22 protein-coding genes are annotated in these 18483 nt (G+C 70.0%); 18 read left to right on the top strand and 4 right to left on the bottom strand.

Annotated features, from left to right (window positions below; translation table 11 throughout):
* Positions 1 to 68 precede the first annotated feature (68 nt).
* Positions 69 to 2051: a threonine--tRNA ligase gene (gene thrS, locus LR394_RS36425; RefSeq protein ID WP_231449247.1), complete on the top strand. Its 1983-nt coding sequence runs from the start codon at positions 69 to 71 to the stop codon at positions 2049 to 2051.
* Between the two features lie 63 nt (positions 2052 to 2114).
* On the opposite strand, the gene LR394_RS36420 is transcribed toward thrS, so the two are convergent.
* Positions 2115 to 3017, bottom strand: a complete 903-nt coding sequence (locus tag LR394_RS36420) for a hypothetical protein (protein ID WP_231449246.1) — start codon at positions 3015 to 3017, stop codon at positions 2115 to 2117.
* A complete protein-coding gene (locus LR394_RS36415) occupies positions 3017 to 3652 on the bottom strand; it encodes a hypothetical protein (RefSeq protein ID WP_231449245.1) in 636 nt (211 codons plus the stop codon). The genes LR394_RS36420 and LR394_RS36415 overlap by 1 nt, the downstream gene beginning before the upstream one ends.
* 18 nt (positions 3653 to 3670) lie before the next feature.
* Here LR394_RS36415 and LR394_RS36410 point away from each other — a divergent pair, with 18 nt between their 5' ends.
* From LR394_RS36410 to LR394_RS36395, 4 genes are all read left to right on the top strand, one after another.
* Positions 3671 to 4081, top strand: coding sequence for a thiol-disulfide oxidoreductase DCC family protein (locus LR394_RS36410; RefSeq protein WP_231449244.1), 411 nt, complete (start codon positions 3671 to 3673; stop codon positions 4079 to 4081).
* A gap of 133 nt (positions 4082 to 4214) precedes the next feature.
* A complete protein-coding gene (locus LR394_RS36405; protein WP_231449243.1) occupies positions 4215 to 4928 on the top strand; it encodes a hypothetical protein in 714 nt (237 codons plus the stop codon).
* A gap of 146 nt (positions 4929 to 5074) precedes the next feature.
* Positions 5075 to 5347, top strand: a complete 273-nt coding sequence (locus LR394_RS36400) for a hypothetical protein (protein ID WP_231449242.1) — start codon at positions 5075 to 5077, stop codon at positions 5345 to 5347.
* Between the two features lie 138 nt (positions 5348 to 5485).
* Positions 5486 to 5767 (top strand): hypothetical protein, encoded by a 282-nt coding sequence (locus tag LR394_RS36395; protein ID WP_231449241.1) that lies wholly within the window; start codon positions 5486 to 5488, stop codon positions 5765 to 5767.
* 48 nt (positions 5768 to 5815) lie between these two features.
* On the opposite strand, the gene LR394_RS36390 is transcribed toward LR394_RS36395, so the two are convergent.
* Both LR394_RS36390 and LR394_RS36385 read right to left on the bottom strand, forming a co-directional pair.
* On the bottom strand, positions 5816 to 6715 hold the full coding sequence (locus tag LR394_RS36390; protein WP_231449240.1) for a hypothetical protein: 900 nt from the start codon (positions 6713 to 6715) through the stop codon (positions 5816 to 5818).
* On the bottom strand, positions 6712 to 7245 hold the full coding sequence (locus LR394_RS36385; protein ID WP_231449239.1) for a hypothetical protein: 534 nt from the start codon (positions 7243 to 7245) through the stop codon (positions 6712 to 6714). Before LR394_RS36385 ends, LR394_RS36390 begins: the two co-directional genes overlap by 4 nt.
* 81 nt (positions 7246 to 7326) lie before the next feature.
* Here LR394_RS36385 and LR394_RS36380 point away from each other — a divergent pair, with 81 nt between their 5' ends.
* The 13 genes from LR394_RS36380 to yajC all read left to right on the top strand — a co-directional run bounded on the left by LR394_RS36380 (position 7327) and on the right by yajC (position 18460).
* The gene (locus tag LR394_RS36380) at positions 7327 to 7842 is read left to right on the top strand and encodes an HIT family protein (protein ID WP_269330377.1); all 516 of its coding nucleotides are present in this window, start codon (positions 7327 to 7329) and stop codon (positions 7840 to 7842) included.
* A 113-nt stretch (positions 7843 to 7955) separates the two neighbouring features.
* Positions 7956 to 8588, top strand: coding sequence for a phosphatidylinositol phosphate synthase (pgsA, locus tag LR394_RS36375; protein ID WP_231449237.1), 633 nt, complete (start codon positions 7956 to 7958; stop codon positions 8586 to 8588).
* A 10-nt stretch (positions 8589 to 8598) separates the two neighbouring features.
* Positions 8599 to 9567 (top strand): phosphatidylinositol mannoside acyltransferase, encoded by a 969-nt coding sequence (locus LR394_RS36370; RefSeq protein ID WP_231449236.1) that lies wholly within the window; start codon positions 8599 to 8601, stop codon positions 9565 to 9567.
* Positions 9564 to 10742, top strand: coding sequence for a glycosyltransferase family 4 protein (locus LR394_RS36365; protein WP_231449235.1), 1179 nt, complete (start codon positions 9564 to 9566; stop codon positions 10740 to 10742). The genes LR394_RS36370 and LR394_RS36365 overlap by 4 nt, the downstream gene beginning before the upstream one ends.
* Entirely contained in the window at positions 10742 to 11305 is a 564-nt protein-coding gene (locus LR394_RS36360; protein WP_231449234.1) for a hypothetical protein, read from the top strand. The genes LR394_RS36365 and LR394_RS36360 overlap by 1 nt, the downstream gene beginning before the upstream one ends.
* Positions 11306 to 11402: 97 nt before the next feature.
* A complete protein-coding gene (pdxS, locus tag LR394_RS36355; RefSeq protein WP_331283129.1) occupies positions 11403 to 12320 on the top strand; it encodes a pyridoxal 5'-phosphate synthase lyase subunit PdxS in 918 nt (305 codons plus the stop codon).
* Positions 12314 to 12913 (top strand): pyridoxal 5'-phosphate synthase glutaminase subunit PdxT, encoded by a 600-nt coding sequence (gene pdxT, locus LR394_RS36350; RefSeq protein ID WP_269330375.1) that lies wholly within the window; start codon positions 12314 to 12316, stop codon positions 12911 to 12913. The genes pdxS and pdxT overlap by 7 nt, the downstream gene beginning before the upstream one ends.
* Complete coding sequence (locus LR394_RS36345; RefSeq protein WP_231449232.1) at positions 12910 to 14331, top strand: DHA2 family efflux MFS transporter permease subunit; 1422 nt, start codon at positions 12910 to 12912, stop codon at positions 14329 to 14331. Before pdxT ends, LR394_RS36345 begins: the two co-directional genes overlap by 4 nt.
* A gap of 55 nt (positions 14332 to 14386) precedes the next feature.
* Positions 14387 to 15145, top strand: a complete 759-nt coding sequence (locus LR394_RS36340) for a YebC/PmpR family DNA-binding transcriptional regulator (RefSeq protein ID WP_231449231.1) — start codon at positions 14387 to 14389, stop codon at positions 15143 to 15145.
* Between the two features lie 77 nt (positions 15146 to 15222).
* Positions 15223 to 15807, top strand: coding sequence for a crossover junction endodeoxyribonuclease RuvC (gene ruvC, locus LR394_RS36335; RefSeq protein WP_231449230.1), 585 nt, complete (start codon positions 15223 to 15225; stop codon positions 15805 to 15807).
* A gap of 239 nt (positions 15808 to 16046) precedes the next feature.
* On the top strand, positions 16047 to 16685 hold the full coding sequence (ruvA, locus tag LR394_RS36330; protein WP_231449229.1) for a Holliday junction branch migration protein RuvA: 639 nt from the start codon (positions 16047 to 16049) through the stop codon (positions 16683 to 16685).
* Positions 16686 to 16774: 89 nt separating this feature from the next.
* A complete protein-coding gene (ruvB, locus tag LR394_RS36325; RefSeq protein ID WP_231449276.1) occupies positions 16775 to 17851 on the top strand; it encodes a Holliday junction branch migration DNA helicase RuvB in 1077 nt (358 codons plus the stop codon).
* Between the two features lie 240 nt (positions 17852 to 18091).
* A complete protein-coding gene (yajC, locus tag LR394_RS36320) occupies positions 18092 to 18460 on the top strand; it encodes a preprotein translocase subunit YajC (RefSeq protein ID WP_231449228.1) in 369 nt (122 codons plus the stop codon).
* The last annotated feature ends 23 nt before the right edge of the window (positions 18461 to 18483 follow it).

The raw sequence follows: 18483 nt of genomic DNA, 5'->3' as shown, positions 1-18483 counted from the left end.
GAGTCGCGTCTGCATGATCCCGTCCGGGCCCGGTCCCGGCACCCGTTCAGACCAATCAAGGAGTCACCGTGTCAGCCCAGGTCACCGTGTCCGTATCCGGTTCACCGCGGGAAGTCGCCGCGGGGACCACGGCCGCGGACCTGTTCGCCGACGACCGCGCCGTGATCGTGGCCCGGGTCAACGGCGAGCTGCGCGACCTCACCCACGTGCTCGCGGCCGGCGACGAGGTCGAGCCGGTCACCGCCCAGGACCCCGAGGGCCTGGCGGTGCTGCGGCACTCGTGCGCGCACGTGCTGGCCCAGGCCGTGCAGATGACCTTCAAGGATGCCAGGCTCGGCATCGGCCCGCCGATCCGGGACGGCTTCTACTACGACTTCGACGTCGAGAAGCCCTTCACCCCGGAGGACCTCAAGGCCCTCGACAAGACCATGCAGCGGATCATCAAGGAGGGCCAGACCTTCCGCCGCCGCGTGGTCACCGACGAGGAGGCCCGCGCCGAGCTGGCCGCCGAGCCCTACAAGCTCGAGCTGATCGGCCTCAAGGGCGCCAGCAACGACGACGCCGAGGGCGCGGACGTCGAGGTCGGCGCCGGCGAGCTGACCATCTACGACAACCTCAACCGCAAGGACGAGGTGGTCTGGAAGGACCTGTGCCGCGGCCCGCACGTGCCCAGCACCAAGCTGATCGCCAACGGCTTCCAGCTGATGCGCTCGGCCGCGGCCTACTGGCGCGGCAGCGAGAAGAACCCGCAGCTGCAGCGGATCTACGGCACCGCCTGGGCGACCAAGGACGAGCTGAAGGCCTACCTGGAGCGCCTGGCCGAGGCCGAGCGCCGCGACCACCGCAAGCTCGGCACCGAGCTGGACCTGTTCAGCTTTCCCGACGAGATCGGCTCCGGCCTGGTGGTGTTCCACCCCAAGGGCGGGGTGATCAAGCGGGTGATGGAGGACTACGTCCGCAACCGGCACATCGAGGAGGGCTTCTCCTACGTCGGTACCCCGCACATCACCAAGGGCGGGCTGTTCGAGACCTCCGGCCACCTGCCGTACTACGCGGACACCATGTTCCCGCCGATGGACCTCGAGAACAGCCAGTACTACCTCAAGGCGATGAACTGCCCGATGCACAACCTGATCTTCAGGTCGCGCGGGCGTTCCTACCGTGAGCTGCCGCTGCGCCTGTTCGAGTTCGGCCAGGTCTACCGCTACGAGAAGTCCGGCGTGGTGCACGGCCTGACCCGGGTGCGCGGCCTGACCCAGGACGACTCGCACAGCTACGTGACCAAGGAGCAGGCGCCCGACGAGATCCGGCACCTGCTGAAGTTCGTCACCGGTCTGCTGTCCGACTTCGGCCTGAGCGACTACTACCTCGAGCTGTCCACCCGCTCGGACGACCCGGCCAAGAAGGACAAGTTCGTCGGCTCGGACGAGGACTGGGCCACCGCCACCGAGGTGCTGCGGACCGTGGCCGAGGAGTCCGGCGCCGAGCTGGTGCCCGACCCGGGCGGCGCGGCGTTCTACGGCCCGAAGATCTCGGTGCAGGCCAAGGACGCGATCGGCCGGACCTGGCAGATGTCCACCATCCAGTACGACTTCAACCAGCCCAAGGGATTCGGCCTGGAGTACGCCGCGGCCGACGGCACCCGCCAGCAGCCGGTGATGATCCACTCGGCCAAGTTCGGCTCGATCGAGCGGTTCTTCGGGGTGCTGGTGGAGCACTACGCCGGGGCGTTCCCGGCCTGGCTGGCCCCGGTCCAGGCGGTCGGCATCCCGGTCACCGACGACCACGTGCCCTACCTGCAGGACGTGGCCGCGAAGCTGCGGGCCGTGGGCGTGCGGGTCGAGGTGGACGACTCGGACGACCGGATGCCGAAGAAGATCCGCACCCACACCAAGCAGAAGGTGCCCTTCATGCTGATCGTGGGCGACGACGACGTGGCCAAGAACGCGGTCTCGTTCCGGTTCCGCGACGGCTCGCAGGACAACGGTGTGCCGATCGAGGCGGCGATCGAGCGGATCACCGAGGCGATCCGGACCCGCGCGCAGGTCTAAAGGGCAAACAAACTGGGGACGCGTGCGGGCCTGGCTCGCACGCGTCCCCAGTTTGGTTCGGATTCAGTTCTTCTGCCGGATCAGCTTCTCCAGCGGCAGGAAGGCCATCAGGCAGACCACCAGCGGCAGGAAGTTGATGCTCATCGCCAGCTGGGTGCTCAGGTGGAAGAGCAGGAACCCGGCCACCATCAGGTAGCGCAGCTTCCCCCGGGCCCAGAGGATCAGCGGGGACAGCACCTCGACGATGAAAAGCAGCCACTGCGAGGCGATCAGGATCCACGGCGGGTCCAGCAGGGCCCGGCCCAGATCGGTGCCACGCCGCGTCATCGCCCAGGCGAAGGTGGAGCCGGTGACCCAGTCCCAGCCGCCGAAGCGGACCTTGGCCACCGCCGACAGGAAATAGGTTGCCACCACGCCGATCTGGATCGCCAGCAGTGCCCAGCCGGCGGCCTCGGAACGAAGGCCGGTGCGCCGGTCCGCGGTCGTGGCCAGACCGACCGTGGGCAGGACCCACAGCGCCACGACCAGCGCGAAGTGGTCGTGATCGACCTTGCTGTAGGACATTCCGATCGAGGCCCAGTCGGTGAACCCGGCCGCCGCCACCAGCCCGGCGGTCAGCGGGATCCAGCCGGGCAGCCGCCGGAACACGCTCAGCACCATCACGGCGCAGGCGATGATCACGACCACCCGCAGGGTCTGGACGTATTCGGGGAACGGGACCGGCAGGTGCAGCCATTCGCGCATCCGCACCGGGCGGTACAGCTGGGCCGAGACCGTGGCCAGCTTGGGCGGGTCGGCGATCACCAGGAACATGTCGTAGACCACGAACAGGTAGACCAGGACCCGCAGCACGGCCACCCGGGCCAGCGGCACCGGCTCGAAGACCCAGGAACGCAAACTGCCAATGACGGACGGTGTGCGCGCGGCCGGTTCTCCGCTCGCCTCAGTGGTACTCGGGTTGGTCACTATCGGCTCTCCTGCCCGCTCTGGCCAGTGCTCTCGTCCGTGTTCGGGCGGCTGTTCTCCGGGGCATCGAGGTCGACCGCGACCTTCTCGCCGCCGGGCTCGGGCAAGGACTCGGGGATCAGGGTGTTGGCCGGCCAGCCGACCATGGTCTCGATCGAGGTTCCCCGCTCGCGGCCCTTGTACAGCTCGGTGATGTCCTGGCAGAGCCACAGCTGGACCAGTTCCGGCGAACCGGGGTGCCGGCGGGCGTAGTTCTCGGCCAGGGCGCTGAGCATCTGCGGCTCGAGGATGAAGTTGCGCTGCTGGCCCTCGACCTCGGCCCGGGCGATCCCGATGTTGTTGTGGCTGAGCGCCACCCGCTGCAGGTTGCCGTCCTCGTCCACCGCGGCCAGGAAGGTGGAGCGGATCGAGTCGTTGTCGCCGACCCGGAAGGCGAACTGGCCCATCGAGGCGAACGGCCAGTGGGTGTCGTTGCCGTAGACCGAGCCGTTGACGATCAGCAGGGTGCCCACCGCCAGGGCGAGCGCCCGCCAGAGCAGGCCCCGGCCGGACAGCCGCTTCACCTCGGGCTCAGGCCTGGATCCAGGCTCGGGTGGGGGAGCGGCGGGGGCGGCCTCGGTCTCTGGCTTGGACACCGCAGTAATCTAGGGCCTATGTCGCAGCCGCCAGTCTTGCCCTCTCCTCGTCCGGTAGTGATCTTCGACGGGGACTGCGGGATCTGCACCAAGCTGGCCGGGGTGATCACGTCGTACCTGAAGCCGCCGGCCGCGGTGGAGCCCTGGCAGCGCCTGGACCTGGCGGCCTACGGGCTGGGGGTGGAGGCCTGCGTGGAGGCGCTGCAGTACGTGGACGCCGACGGCAAGGTCTACGCCGCCGAGCTGGCGATCGCCCAGCTGCTGAAGGCTTCCCGGCCCTGGGCCCGGCCCGCCGGGTACGTGATCGCGCTGCCCGGGGTGCGCTCGGTGGCCGGGGTGATCTATCGCTGGGTGGCCCGTAACCGCCATCGTCTGCCCGGTGGCACCGCCGCCTGCGCCATGCCCCCTGCCGGTCAGGCCAAGAACTAAGACTGGTCAAGCCAAAACCTGAGAACTGCACCTGCATCGCCTTATGGCAGTGACGCTGCATCATCCTTGACCGCTCCAGGATGCCGAGTGCCTCATGGTGACCGGGAGATCACCTACGGTCAGGAGGGTCGCTGTGCTCGGAACAGACGGCGAGACGCGCACACTGGGCGCCGAGATCCACGGGGTACGTAGCGTCCGGGTCGACGATTTCCGGGTCCGCAGCAGCGATCTCACCTTCCGCCTGAATGTCGCCATCGACCTGGAACGCCTGGTCACGGCCGCGCCCGCGCGCTGGGCGGTGAGTGCCCTGGCCGAGCGGCCGGAGGACGAGGCCCGGCGTGAGCGGGCCGTCGCGGCAGTCCAGGCGGCAGGTCAGGAGCTGGAAGAGGGCACCAGCCGGTTCGATCTGGCGGTGGTGCGGATCGACGGTGCGGGTGTGCTGGGCGGCATCTCGGTGCTGTACGGGCAGCAGGCGCGGACCGGCGAGCGGCTGGCCTACGTGCTGACCCCGGACCTGCGTCTGGCCGACCTCATCGCGGCCGATCGGGGTCTCCTGGCCCGGGAATTCGTGGACGGCCTGTCCCCGCTCGACGTCAGCGGCACCTTGGAAGGCTCGTGGGAGGTACGGGTCAAAGAGGTGCTGGCGCGGTTCGGGGTCTTGATCACGGTGCACCCCGGCGACGAGCTGCCGGGTGATGGGGCGGCTCAGGCCTGCCCAGCCATCGTGCGGGCTTCACCCTCGCCCGGGCCACTGTCGGGCCGGCACGTACGTCAGTACAGCGGGCTGGGCGGACGTACTCGGCAGGCGCTGAGCCGACTCGGTCTCGTCCCTGCACACTCTGGCTGATTTATTCCCGGTCGCCTCAAAGTTGACCGCTCGGCGCACGGATGGTGTGTCACTCTTGCGACGCAGGTCACATCCCACCTGAATGGGGAGATCGACCTGGCGGCTGCGCCGGTCGGTCGACCTTCAGCCGAACGGGAGGCCCAAAGATGGGTGCGGATGTTGTCGTGGCCAGGCTGCGTACCTGGGGGCCCGGGCAGGACGCGCAGCTCGACCAGCTGCACGACCTGGTAGCCGCCAAGCTGGCCGGATCGCCGTACCTGGCCGACTTCGAGGTCGAGGTACGCACCCCGCGGGGGCCTTCGGGCTGGACCCGCGACCGGATCCAGCACGCCGTGGCCACCGCGATCGCCCACGACCCGGTGTTCGCCGAGCGGCTGCGGGCCCTGCTCAAGCCGGCCGAGCAGCTCCGGCCGGTCTGAGGGCGGGCCGGTCCGAGGTCGGACGGGTCCGGTGGCCGGGCTTCCTCGTTCGGGCTAATTTCCGGCTGGTTCCTTGACCGGCGGTCACTCGCTGCCGCTGGATAGGGAACAGGTCGTCAGCCTTAACGAGGAGGCACAGTGCTGGGTGCAGATGTCGTCGTCGGTGTGCTCGGGTCGCCCGCCGGCAAGTCGGGGCCGACCGCCAAGGAGCTCCACGACCTGGTGGCCGGAAAGCTCGCCGGGAGCAGAGGGACCAACCGCTACATGGCCGAGTTCGACGCCGAGGCCCGGACCCCGACCGGACCTTCCGGCTGGGCCCGCGACCGGGTGCAGTACGCCGTGGCCACCGCGATGACCCACGATCAGGCCTTCGCCACCAAGGTGCGCTCGCTGCTGGAATCGCTCGGCGCCAAGGGGTAGCTCACTGCTGGACAGCTCAACGCTGCGGTGCGCCCGCGGGCCCGGCACTCAAGCCGGGCTCGCGGGCGTCTTCACTTGTGGCTCTGGTTCTCCGGAATCGCCTCCGCGCCAGGAGTTCCAGCGGGCCACCGCCCGGTCGCGGTACTCCTCCAGCGGGAGGAAGGCCAGCATCATCACCAGGTGCGGCCAGAACGCGATGGTGATCACCGAGTAGGTGGCCGCGTGGAAGACGAACCAGGCCGCGACCATCCGGCGCCGCCACTTCTCCCCGACGAAGAAGATCACCGGGGCCAGCATCTCGGCGCTGAACAGCACCCACTGGAACGCGTGCAGACTCCAGGGGATCTCCAGCAGCCAGTCGCCGATGAACGTGCCGCGGCGGATCACCGCGCGGGTGATGGTGGCCGAGTTGACCCATTCCCAGCCGCCGAAGCGGACTTTGGCCCAGGCCGAGAGGAAGTAGGTGGCGATCGCCGCCAGCTGCATCGCCCGGAACGCGAACCCGGCCAGCTCGCTGCGGGTGCGATCGCCGGCCGGGCCGGCGGTGGCGGCCATCCCGATCAGCGGCAGCACCACCAGGGCGATCACGAAGTCGCCGCGGTCGTGGTCGACCTTGCCGTAGGCGAAGGCCACGTACTGGTACCAGATCCAGCCCACGGCCACGACCAGCCCGCTCACCCGCGGGAACCGGCCGGTCAGGGCGAACGCCGCGACCAGCACGGTGCCCCACTTCAGGATCATCACCTGGGGGACGTTCGCGGCCGGGATGTTCAGCCACTCACCCATGATCAGCGGCTGGTACCAGACCGGGTCGGCCCAGCCGTGCCGGAAGCCGGAGGTGTGCAGCAGCAGGATGTCGATGATCACGAACGCGTAGACGAAGCGCCGGAACAGGACCACCCGGGCCAGCGGGACCGGGTCGAAGAGCCACTGGGACAGCCGGTTCACTGCGCTGCCTCCGTGATGATCCGGGGCGCGTCGTCCTCGGCGGTGCGGGCCGAGGACGGCCAGACCGCCAGCGTGGTGTCGCGGGTCTCGCCGGTGCGCTCGCCCTCGTGCAGGATCACGTCGCTGCGCACCACCCGGATCGCGGTCCACTCCGGGTCGTCCGGCAGCAGTTCGGAGTGACTCTTCAGCAGGGTGCCGAGCACGGCGGGATCTTCCTTGATCATCGTCATCCGGCCCTCGATCTCGGCCCGGTTCAGGCCCACGGTGTCGGGATGCAGACTGGCGGGCTGCCACTCGGGCGAGCCGGCCTCCTGGATCTCGATCAGGGTGGAGCCGACCGGTCCGGAGGGGGCGGTGGAGGTGGAGTACATCTTCCACGGGGCGAACGGCCACCAGTCGTCCGAGCCGACGAACGTGCCGCCCAGGAACAGGGCGCTCACCACCAGCAGGAGGGCGGCCAGCAGGCCCTTGGCCGGTTTCCCGAGCCGGAGCACCGGTGGGCTGGATTCTGGTGTTTGCGGCCCGTTCACCGCGTAAGACTAACCAGCCTCCGGAGCAGGTCGTGACCTAGACTCCGGCGGGTGAGTGATGGGTACGAGGTCTCGGACACGATGGGCGGCGAGCCGGACGGGTTCGAGCGGCTCTGGACGCCGCACCGCATGGTGTACATCAGCGGTGAGGAGAAGCCGAAGACGTCGGCGCCGGGGGAGGACTGCCCGTTCTGCCGGGCACCGCAGGCCCCGGACGAGGAGAGCCTGGTGGTGGCGCGGGGCGAGCACGCCTTCGCCGTCCTGAACCTGTTCCCGTACAACCCCGGCCACGTCCTGATCTGCCCCTACCGGCACGTGGCGGACTACACCGACCTGACCGAGGCCGAGACCGCCGAGGTCGCCGGCCTGACCCAGCGGGCGATGACGGTGATCCGCTCGGTCTCTGCCCCGCACGGCTTCAACCTGGGGATGAACCAGGGCGCGGTGGCCGGGGCCGGGATCGCCGCGCACCTGCACCAGCACGTGGTGCCGCGCTGGGGCGGCGACGCGAACTTCCTGCCGGTGATCGCCCGGACCAAGGCGCTGCCCGAGTTGCTGGCCGACACCCGCAAGAAGCTGGCCGACGCCTGGTTCTAGCGGCGGCGCGTAGCCGGTCGGTGCCGTTGGGTCGACCGGCTCTACCGATGGGTTGAACCGTTACCTGCACGAGGTCCGGGAGCACTGCGCGGCGTCGCTAGAGTGACCTCACCATGTTCAACCGATTCGCGAAGGCCTTCTTTACCCGCGTTTTCTCGCCGGTGGCCCGTCTGCTGCTGCGCTGGGGCGTCAGCCCCGACGCCGTCACTCTGGTCGGCACCATCGGTGTCTGCTTCGGAGCTCTGGCCTTCTTCCCCCGGGACGAGCTGTTCTGGGGCGTGATGGTGGTCACCGCCTTCGTCTTCTCCGACCTGATCGACGGCACGATGGCCCGGATGTCCGGCCGTTCGTCGGTCTGGGGCGCCTACCTCGACTCCACGCTCGACCGGTTCGGTGACGCCGCGGTGTTCGGCGGGCTGGTGCTCTGCTTCGCCGGGCCCCGGGACAACGACGTGATGATGGTGCTGTCGCTGGCCTGCCTGGTCCTCGGGTTCCTGGTGTCGTACTCCCGGGCCCGCGCCGAAGGGCTGGGGATGCAGGCCAACGTGGGTGTCGCCGAGCGGTCCGAGCGGCTCGTGCTCACCCTGGTGGCCACCGGTTTCGTCGGCATCGGGGTGAGCGAGTACCTGCTCATGGGCGTGCTGGTCCTGCTGGTGGTGGGCAGCGTGGTGACCATCTTCCAGCGGATCATGATGGTGCGCCGGCAGGCCCTGGGCCGGGAACTGACCGTCGGCGAGAACGCCTAGGCGCCGGGCCGTGCGGGAGCGCCTGTCCACCCGTCTGATCACCGCGGCCTACCTGAGTGCCTGGCGGCTGGTCCGGCTGCTGCCGGAGCGCCTCGCCTATGCACTCTTCCGGCTGATCGCCGACTACGTCTGGTGGCGCAACGGCGGCGGGGTGCAGCAGCTGTCGGCCAACCTGGCCCGGGCCGTTCCGGGCGCCTCGGCCGAAGAGCTGCGCCGGCTCACGCGGGCCGGGATGCGCTCGTACATGCGCTACTGGTGCGACGCGTTCCTGCTGCCGGACTGGGACGGCGAGCGCCTGGCCCGGACCTGCCGGGTGGACGAGCCGGAGCGGCTGAAGCGGATTTTCGCCGGCGGTACCGGGGTGGTGGCGGCGCTGTCGCACCAGGGCAACTGGGACCACGCCGGGGCCTGGGCCGGGCTGAACCTGAGCAAGGTCACCACGGTGGCCGAGCGGCTCAAGCCCGAGGCGGTCTACCAGGAGTTCCTGGGCTACCGGCGCCGGCTGGGCATGGAGATCTTCCCGCTCGGGGAGCCCGGCCTGATGTCACAGCTGGTGCGCAAGGCCCATGCCGGGGCGTTCGTGCCGCTGCTGGCCGACCGTGACCTCAGCGGCAACGGGGTGCCGGTGACCTTCCTCGGCGAGGCCTCCCGGATGGCTCCCGGCCCGGCCGCGATCGCGCTGGCCGCGAAGGTGCCGCTGATGCCGGTCAACACGTACTACGAGGACCTGCCCGGCGGTGGGCACGGTCTGGTGCTGCAGATCCACGAGCCGGTGCCGGTGCCCACCACCGGGACCAAGGCCGAGAAGATCGCCGCGATGACCCAGGGCTGCGCCGACGCCCTGTCCGAAGGGCTCCGGCAGCATCCCCAGGACTGGCACATGATGCAGGTGGTGTTCGACGCCGACCTCGATCCGGCCCGGCTCGCGTCAAGAGAGCCCGAGTCCCGAGAGCCCGCGCCCAGAGAGCCAGGGCCATGAGAATCGGCATGGTCTCGCCGTACTCGTTCCACGTCCCCGGCGGGGTGCAGTTCCACATCCGTGACGTGGCCGAGCACCTGCTCGGCCAGGGGCATCACGTCAGCGTGCTGGCCCCCTCGGACGAGGAGACGCCGCTGCCGCCGTACATCTCCTCGGCCGGGCGCGCGGTGCCGCTGCCCTACAACGGCTCGATCGCCCGGATCAGCTTCGGCCCGGTGGCCTCGGCCCGGGTCAAGCGCTGGCTGGCCGAGAACGACTTCGACGTGCTGCACGTGCACGAGCCCTCCAGCCCGTCCTTGTCGATGCTGGCGATGTGGGCGGCCACCGGCCCGATCGTGGCCACCTTCCACACCTCCAACCCGCGCTCGCGGGCGATGCAGGCGGCGTATCCGTTGCTGCGCCCGGGTTTCGAGAAGCTCTCGGCCCGGATCGCGGTGTCGGAGGACGCCCGGCGGACGGTCGTGGATCACGTCGGGGGCGACGCGGTGGTGATCCCGAACGGGGTTTTCGTCGATCGGTTCGCCGCTGCCCAGCCCCGCCCCGAGTGGCAGGGGAGCGACACCCGTCCCACATTGGCTTTCGTAGGTCGGCTGGACGAACCGCGTAAGGGGCTGCAGATCCTTACGGCTGCCCTGCCGAGCGTCCTTCGTTCGCATCCCGGGGTACGCGTTCTGGTTCTGGGGCGAGGGGACGCGGCGCAGGCGATGGAGGTCCTGGCCGACCAGCCGGCCGCCCGGGAGGCAATCGAGTTCCTGGGGGCCCTGGACGACGACGCCAAGGCTTCGTTGTTGCGCTCGGTGGACGCGTACGTAGGGCCGCACACCGGCGGGGAGAGCTTCGGCATCGTGCTGGTGGAGGCGATGAGTGCGGGGGCGCCGGTGATCGCCAGTGATCTCGGCGCCTTCCGTAGGGTGCTCGGCGAGGGGGAGTACGGGTTGCTCGCCCGTGCCTCTGACCCGGCTGACCTGGCCACGAAGATCAATGAGCTTTTGGACGATCGCACTGGCGCCCAGGAACGCGCGGCTCGCGCTTCGGTCGCGGTGCGTAGGTACGACTGGCCGCGCGTGGCGGCCCAGATTCTCGACGTCTACGAGACGGTGACGATCGGCGCGGACAAGGTGGGTGAGGACCCGAGGCTGGGTCTGCTCGCCCGCTGGCGCCCGAAGGTGAGCTGATGGATCAGGCGGTCGGCTGGCTCGACGGTCCCTGGGGCATCGTCGTCCTGAGTGTGCTGGCCCTGCTGGTGATCGGCTGGTACCTGTCCTATCTGGCGGCCCGGCTGGACCGGCTGCACCACCGGGTCGAGACCTCACGGGCAGCGCTGGAGACCCGGCTGGCCCGACGGGCCGCGGTGGCTCTGGAAGCGGCCCGGCTGGTGGCTCCGCCGGCCGGGGAGCAGTTGCGTCTGGCCGCTACCCGGATGGTCCGGGCTCCCGATGCCCCGGTCAGCGAGGCCAGTGAGAACCTGCTGGCCCGGGCCCTGCACCAGGCCTTCGGCGATGCCGAGAAGGTGAAGAAGCTGCGGCTCGACCCGGCCGGTGGTGAGCTCCTGGACGAGCTGGTGCTGGCGGGGGAGCGGGTTCAGCTGGCCCGGCGCTTCCACAACGACGCGGTCGCGCACGCCCAGCGGATGCGGCGCAAGAAGGTGGTGCGCTGGGCCCATCTGGCCGGCACCGCGCAGATGCCGCAGATGGTGGAGATCGACGACAGCCAGCCGGAGGGCCTCGTCCTGCCGTAATCAGCATACTGCCGTGATTGGCATCGTGGACTGATGCCAATTTCGTCCGGCCGTGCAACACTGGCCCGGTCTGTCGGTGCTTCTGTGTGAGGTTCTCATGTCTGAAGGTTCTTCATCCGCGGCCAATTCTGCCGGTTTGACCGGTACCGGCCTGGTCAAGCGAGGCCTGGCCGAGATGCTCAAGGGCGGGGTGATCATGGATGTGGTCACGCCCGACCAGGCCCGGATCGCCGAGGACGCCGGGGCCGTGGCGGTGATGGCGCTGGAGCGGGTGCCGGCCGACATCCGGGCCCAGGGCGGCGTGGTCCGGATGAGCGACCCGGACATGATCGACGGCATCCAGGCCGCGGTGTCGATCCCGGTGATGGCCAAGGCCCGGATCGGGCACTTCGTCGAGGCCCAGGTGCTGCAGTCGCTCGGGGTGGACTACATCGACGAGTCCGAGGTGCTCACCCCGGCCGACTACGCCAACCACATCGACAAGTGGAAGTTCGCCGTGCCGTTCGTCTGCGGCGCCACCAACCTGGGCGAGGCGCTGCGCCGGATCTCTGAAGGGGCGGCGATGATCCGCTCCAAGGGTGAGGCCGGCACCGGGGACGTCTCGAACGCCACGACCCACATGCGGACGATCGGGGCCGAGATGCGGCGGCTGCGCGGGCTTTCACCGGACGAGTTGTACGTGGCGGCGAAGGAACTGCAGGCGCCGTTGCCGTTGGTCCAGGAGATCGCGGCGACGGGGAAACTTCCGGTGGTGCTGTTCACCGCCGGCGGTATCGCCACCCCGTCCGACGCCGCGATGATGATGCAGCTGGGTGCGGACGGGGTGTTCGTCGGCTCGGGCATCTTCAAGTCGGGCAATCCGGTGGCCCGGGCCGAGGCGATCGTCAAGGCCACCACCTTCCACGACGACCCGGACGTGATCGCCAAGGTCTCGCGGGGGCTGGGCGAGGCGATGGTCGGGATCACCGTGGACGAGATTCCGCAGCCGCACCGGCTGGCCGAGCGTGGCTGGTGAGTCCTGAGGTCGGGGTGCTCGCGGTCCAGGGGGACTTCCGCGAGCACCTGAGCGTGCTGACCGGGCTGGGGCTCGCGACCCGGCCGGTGCGCCGGCCGGCCGAGCTGGAGGGCCTGGCCGGGCTGGTGCTGCCGGGCGGCGAATCGACCACGATCGACAAGCTGACCAGGAGCTTCGGCCTGCGGGAGCCGTTGCTGCAGGCGCTGCGTTCCGGTCTGCCGGCCTACGGGTCCTGCGCCGGGATGATCATGCTGGCCGACCGGGTGGTGGATGCCGCGCCGGGTCAGCAGACCCTGGGCGGGCTGGACGTCACCGTGCGGCGCAACGCCTTCGGGCGCCAGGTGGACTCGTTCGAGGCCGATCTGGACTTTGCCGGGATCGAGGGCGGGCCGGTGCACGCCGTCTTCATCCGGGCGCCGTGGGTGGAGCAGGTGGGCCCGGGCGTGCAGGTGCTGGCGCGCTCGCCGCAGGGGCACGCCGTCGCGGTCCGGCAGGAGAACCTGCTCGCCACCTCGTTCCACCCGGAGCTCACCGGTGACCACCGCGTCCACCATTTGTTCGCCGCCATGGTGCGTGAAAACGTCCGTTCATGAACGAACTGAGTCCGCGTCGGCGTCAGCTGGTCCTGTTGATCTGCTGTACGAGCCTGCTGATCGTCGGCCTGGAGACCACGGTCCTGAACGTGGCGCTGCCCTCGCTGCAGGAAGACCTGGGGGCCTCGGTCTCCGGACTGCAGTGGGCGATCGACTCGTACACGCTGGTGCTGGCCGGCCTGCTGATGCTCTCCGGCTCGATGGGCGACCGGCTGGGCCGGCGGCGCACCTTCCAGACCGGCCTGGCGATCTTCGTCCTGGCCTCGCTGCTGTGTGCCTGGTCACCGAGCCTGGGCTGGCTGATCGTGTTCCGGATGCTGCAGGGGGTGGGCGCCTCGATGCTCAACCCGGTGGCGCTCTCGATCGTCACCAACACCTTCCCGGACCGTCAGGAACGGGCCCGGGCGATCGGAGTCTGGAGCGCGGTGGTCGGGGTGAGCATCGGGCTCGGGCCGATCCTGGGCGGTTTCCTGGTCGAGACCGTGGGCTGGCGCTGGATCTTCCTGATCAACGTGCCGATCGGGCTGCTGGCGATCGTGCTGACCGCGGTGTTCGTCCCGGAGTCGAGGGCGGCGCAGGGCCGGCGGTTCGACCCGGTCGGTCAGCTACTGGTGATCACCGCCCTGGCCACGCTGATCTACGCGGTGATCGAGGTGCCGCACCTGGGCTGGTCCTCGCCGCTGGTCCTGGCCCTGCTGGTGGTGGCCGGGCTCTCGGCGGTGGCCCTGGTGCGCTACGAGAAGCGCCGGGCCGAGCCGCTTCTGGACATCCGGTTCTTCCGCAGCGCCACCTTCTCCGGAGCCACCCTGATCGCCCTGACCGCGTTCGCCGCGTTCGCCGGCTGCCTCTTCGTGAACACCCTGTACCTGCAGAACGACCTGGGCCTCTCACCGTTCGAGGCCGGGCTGTACCTGCTGCCGATGGCGGTGGTGATCATGGTGCTGGCGCCGATCTCCGGGCGGATGGTGGCCAGCTACGGCACCCGGCCCTCGCTGGTGCTGGGCGGGCTGGGGATGAGCGCGGGCACGCTGACCCTGACCTTCGTCTCACCGGAGCGCCCGCTCGGTCTGCTGTTCGTGGCCTACGCCCTGTTCGGCGTCGGGTTCGGGATGATCAACGCGCCGATCACCAGCACCGCGGTGTCGGGGATGCCGCCCGCCCAGGCCGGTCTGGCCGCCGCGGTGGCCTCGACCAGCCGTCAGGTCGGCACCACGGTCGGGGTGGCGCTGGTCGGCTCGGTGTACACGGCCTCGCTGCGGGGCACCGGCGACAGCCTGGTCGCGGCCCACACCGGCTGGGCCGTGGTGGCCGGGTGCGCAGTGCTGGCGCTGGTTTTCGGGTATGCGTCCTCGGGCCGGCGGGCCCGGGCGAGCGCCGCGCGGGCGTCCTCGTCGGAGGTTGCCCCCGTGCATGGGTAGCATGGCTCGCTGAGCTGTGGTTTCTGTTTAATTTTGCGTAACGGGAGGCGACCCGATGTCGGGCCATTCCAAGTGGGCCACCACCAAGCACAAGAAGGCCGTCATCGATGCCAAGCGCGGCAAGATGTTCGCCAAGCTGATCAAGAACATCGAGGTCGCGGCCCGCACGGGTGGTGGTGACCCGGCCGGTAACCCGACGCTGTACGACGCCATCCAGAAGGCCAAGAAGTCGTCGGTGCCGAACAACAACATCGACAGCGCGGTCAAGCGCGGCTCCGGCGCCGACACCGGTGGTGCCGAGTACGTGACGATCATGTACGAGGGGTACGGCCCGAACGGCGTCGCCATGCTCGTCGAGTGCCTCTCGGACAACCGCAACCGGGCCGCCATGGAGGTCCGCACCGCGATGAGCCGGAACAACGGCACGATGGCCGACCCGGGCAGCGTGGCCTACCTGTTCAACCGCAAGGGTGTGGTGATCGTCCCGAAGGCCGACGGCCTGACCGAGGACACCGTGCTCGAGGCGGTGCTGGAGGCCGGCGCCGAGGAGGTCAACGACCAGGGCGAGGTCTTCGAGGTGGTCAGCGAGCCGACCGACCTGGTCGCGGTGCGCACCGCGCTGGTCGACGCCTCGATCGACTACGACTCGGCCGAGGCCCAGTTCGTGCCGTCGATGAACGTGCCGCTGGAGGAGGAGGGCGCGCGCAAGATCTTCAAGCTGATCGACGCCCTCGAGGACTGCGACGACGTGCAGAACGTCTACGCCAACTTCGACGTGTCCGACGAGGTCATGGAACTCGTCAACGCCGAGTGACGCGTTTCTCGTGATTTTCTGGATACCGGGCCGGGTCGTTACCGGCCCGGTTCCGTTTTGCCGGTGATGGTGGCCTGATGCGTGTTCTAGGGGTCGACCCGGGGCTGACCCGGTGCGGGCTGGGTGTGGTGGACGGTCTGCCCGGGCGGCGGGCCCGGATGGTGGCGGTGGACGTGATCCGCACCCCGGCCGGCAGCGAACTGGGCTCGCGGCTGCTGGGGATCAGCGACGCGGTCGAGGGCTGGATGGACCAGGTGCGGCCCGACGTGGTCGCGGTGGAGCGGGTTTTCAGCCAGAACAACCTGTCCACGGTGATGGGCACGGCCCAGGCGGCCGGTGTGACGGTGCTGGCCGCGGCGCGGCGGAACATCCCCGTGGTGATGCACACGCCTTCGGAGGTGAAGGCGGCGGTGACCGGCTCCGGCCGGGCCGACAAGGCTCAGGTCACGGCGATGGTGCAGCGGATTCTGCAACTGTCCGAGGCGCCTCGGCCGGCGGACGCGGCGGATGCGCTGGCCCTGGCGATCTGTCACCTGTGGCGGGACGGGACGGCTGCGGTGATGCCGGCTTCTGCTGCGGGTTCTGGGGGCGGGGCCACGGCGGCGCAGCAGGCCTGGGTGGCGGCGATCGAGGCTTCCAAGAAGGGCTCGCGGGCCCGCTGACTCCGGGCACTGCTTCGATACTGCATGCTTCGATACTGCGCGCTTCGATGGCGACTCTGGGTCACCCCTCCCGGCGGGCCGGGTCGCGATGTGTAAACCTGGCACACCTGGTACACGGTGTACACATGCGGCGGGTGGAGCGGCCCGGACGCGCCGGGGGTGGCGGCTTGTCCGAGACTGTCGGTGGCTGCGGCTACATTTCCTTCTCGTACAGATGTTCGGAGGTTGAGGGAGTCGCGGTGATCGCGTCGGTGCGGGGACGGGTGGCGGCCGTCCGGCTGGACTCGGTGGTGATCGAGGTCGGTGGGGTCGGGCTGAAGTTGCTGGCCACCCCGGCCACGGTGGCCGAGTTGCGGCCTGGGCAGGAGGCCGAGTTGGCCACCAGCCTGGTGGTCCGGGAAGACTCGCTGACCCTCTTCGGCTTCGCCGATCCGGACGAGCGCGACGTGTTCGAGATCGTCCAGACCGTCTCCGGGATCGGGACCCGGCTGGCCCTGGCCATGCTCGCGGTGCACACCCCCGAAGGACTGCGGCTGGCGGTGGCCCAGCAGGACCTGACCGCGCTGACCAAGGTGCCGGGCATCGGCCGCAAGGGAGCTCAGCGCATCGTGCTGGAGCTGACCGACAAGCTGGGTGCCCCCAGCGGGGGCGCCACCGCTGCGGCGCAGCCGGTGAAACCCGCTGCCCAGGGCGCCTGGCGGGACCAGGTGCTCGATGCGCTCACCGGTCTGGGCTGGCCGGCCAAGGCCGCCTCGGACGCGGTCGACAAGGTGGTGGCGGCGCCGGAGTCCGGCGTGGCGGTGGACGAGAACGGCACCCCGCCGGACATGGCCCAGGTGCTGCGGGCCGCGCTGCGCCAGCTCGGCCGGACGGGCTGATCCGGTGATGGGCGTGAGGCGCAGGCTCCAGGCGGGACGGTGCAGCGGTGAGTGAGGACGCGCGGGCGGCGGCGGACGAGTCGCTCGAGCTGCTGGCGGCCGGCGCGAGCGTGGACGAGCGGGTCATCGAGGGCGCTCTGCGGCCGCAGTTGCTGGCTGACTTCGTGGGTCAGCAGGTGGTGCGCGAGCAGCTGAGCCTGGTGCTGGACGCGGCCAAGGCCCGCAGCGCCACCCCCGACCACATCCTGCTGTCCGGCCCGCCCGGCCTGGGCAAGACCACGCTGTCGATGATCGTGGCCCACGAGCTGAACGCCCCGCTGCGGGTCACCTCCGGCCCGGCCATCCAGCACGCCGGTGACCTGGCAGCCATCCTGTCCTCGCTGACCGAGGGCGAGGTGCTCTTCCTGGACGAGATCCACCGGATGGCCCGCCCGGCCGAGGAGATGCTCTATGTGGCGATGGAGGACTTCCGGGTCGACGTGATCGTCGGCAAGGGGCCCGGTGCCACCGCGATCCCGCTCGAGCTGCCGCCTTTCACCCTGGTCGGCGCCACCACCCGGGCCGGCATGCTGCCGGGTCCGCTGCGCGACCGGTTCGGCTTCACCGGGCACCTGGACTTCTACGCCCCGGCCGAGCTGGAGCGGGTGCTGCGGCGCTCGGCCGAGCTGCTCGGGGTCGAGCTCACCGAGGAAGGCGGCGCCGAGATCGCCGGGCGCTCGCGGGGCACGCCCCGGATCGCCAACCGGCTGCTGCGGCGGGTGCGGGACTGGGCGCAGGTACGCGGCGACGGGGTGCTCGACCTCGACGCGTCCCGGGCCGCGCTCGAGGTGTACGCCGTGGACGAACGAGGACTGGACCGGCTCGACCGCTCGGTGCTGGAAGCGCTTTGCCGCCGTTTCGGCGGTGGCCCGGTCGGGCTCTCCACCCTTGCCGTTTCGGTGGGGGAGGAGCCGGAGACCGTGGAGACGGTGGCCGAGCCCTTCCTGGTGCGCGAAGGTCTGCTGGGCCGCACGCCGCGCGGGCGTATCGCCACCCCGGCCACCTGGGAGCACCTGGGCCTGACCCCGCCCCCGGGCTATTCCTGGGTCGGCGCGAGTACCGGCGGCGGCACGCTCACCTCGCGGGCGGGGATGGCGCAGGATCCGTTGCCCGACCCGGGGACCTGACCTTGCGGCCTGAAGTTCTCGATCGAAAGCCCAGGCCAGGCCTCGTCTGAACGGTGACCTCAGCCCGTTGTGAAAGCATGCGTGCGCACGAGCGGCCCGAGGTCGGGCATGATGGTCGGTTGGTGCCAAAGGCAACCACCCGCAGTCCGGCCGGCCTGGGGTCGCGGAACGCATTCCCGGTACCGGCGGACGAAGAGGTTGAACAACGATGAGGACAGCTGTGACTGAGCGGGGGACGACGTGGAACTGATCATCCTGGCGATCCCCCTGGTGCTGCTCTGGCTGATGGTGAGCCGGGGCCGCAAGCAGCAACGCGAGATGCTCGCGACGCAGGACTCGGTCACGCCCGGCACCCAGATCATGACCACCTCCGGGCTGTACGCCGAGGTGGTCGAGGTCGACGGTGAGGCGATCGTCCTCGAGATCGCACCCGGGGTGCGCACCCGCTGGACCAAGCGCGCGATCGGGCAGGTCGTCTCCACGCCGGTGCCCGAGGCCGCAGAATCCGCAGACGCCGACGAGGACGTCCGGGCCGAGGACGTGCGCTCCGAGGCCGGCTACGCCGCACCTGAGAACACCGACGCCGACGGCGGCCCCACCAGCCGCTGACCGGCCCAACCGGCGACGGCGCA

Source organism: Kineosporia babensis (genome assembly GCF_021129305.1).
Classification (GTDB): domain Bacteria; phylum Actinomycetota; class Actinomycetes; order Actinomycetales; family Kineosporiaceae; genus Kineosporia; species Kineosporia babensis.
The sequence above is the reverse complement of the archived record's forward strand: the minus strand, read 5'-3'. Positions and strand labels throughout refer to the sequence as shown.

Excerpts from the sequence above, each read along its gene's own strand:
- LR394_RS36410 (WP_231449244.1), top strand. The coding sequence starts at position 3,671 with ATGTCGCAGCCGCCAGTCTTGCCCTCTCCTCGTCCGGTAGTGATCTTC.
- LR394_RS36400 (WP_231449242.1), top strand. The coding sequence starts at position 5,075 with ATGGGTGCGGATGTTGTCGTGGCCAGGCTGCGTACCTGGGGGCCCGGG.
- LR394_RS36380 (WP_269330377.1), top strand. The coding sequence starts at position 7,327 with ATGGGCGGCGAGCCGGACGGGTTCGAGCGGCTCTGGACGCCGCACCGC.
- pgsA (WP_231449237.1), top strand. The coding sequence starts at position 7,956 with ATGTTCAACCGATTCGCGAAGGCCTTCTTTACCCGCGTTTTCTCGCCG.
- LR394_RS36365 (WP_231449235.1), top strand. The coding sequence starts at position 9,564 with ATGAGAATCGGCATGGTCTCGCCGTACTCGTTCCACGTCCCCGGCGGG.
- LR394_RS36360 (WP_231449234.1), top strand. The coding sequence starts at position 10,742 with ATGGATCAGGCGGTCGGCTGGCTCGACGGTCCCTGGGGCATCGTCGTC.
- pdxS (WP_331283129.1), top strand. The coding sequence starts at position 11,403 with ATGTCTGAAGGTTCTTCATCCGCGGCCAATTCTGCCGGTTTGACCGGT.
- LR394_RS36345 (WP_231449232.1), top strand. The coding sequence starts at position 12,910 with ATGAACGAACTGAGTCCGCGTCGGCGTCAGCTGGTCCTGTTGATCTGC.
- LR394_RS36340 (WP_231449231.1), top strand. The coding sequence starts at position 14,387 with ATGTCGGGCCATTCCAAGTGGGCCACCACCAAGCACAAGAAGGCCGTC.
- ruvC (WP_231449230.1), top strand. The coding sequence starts at position 15,223 with ATGCGTGTTCTAGGGGTCGACCCGGGGCTGACCCGGTGCGGGCTGGGT.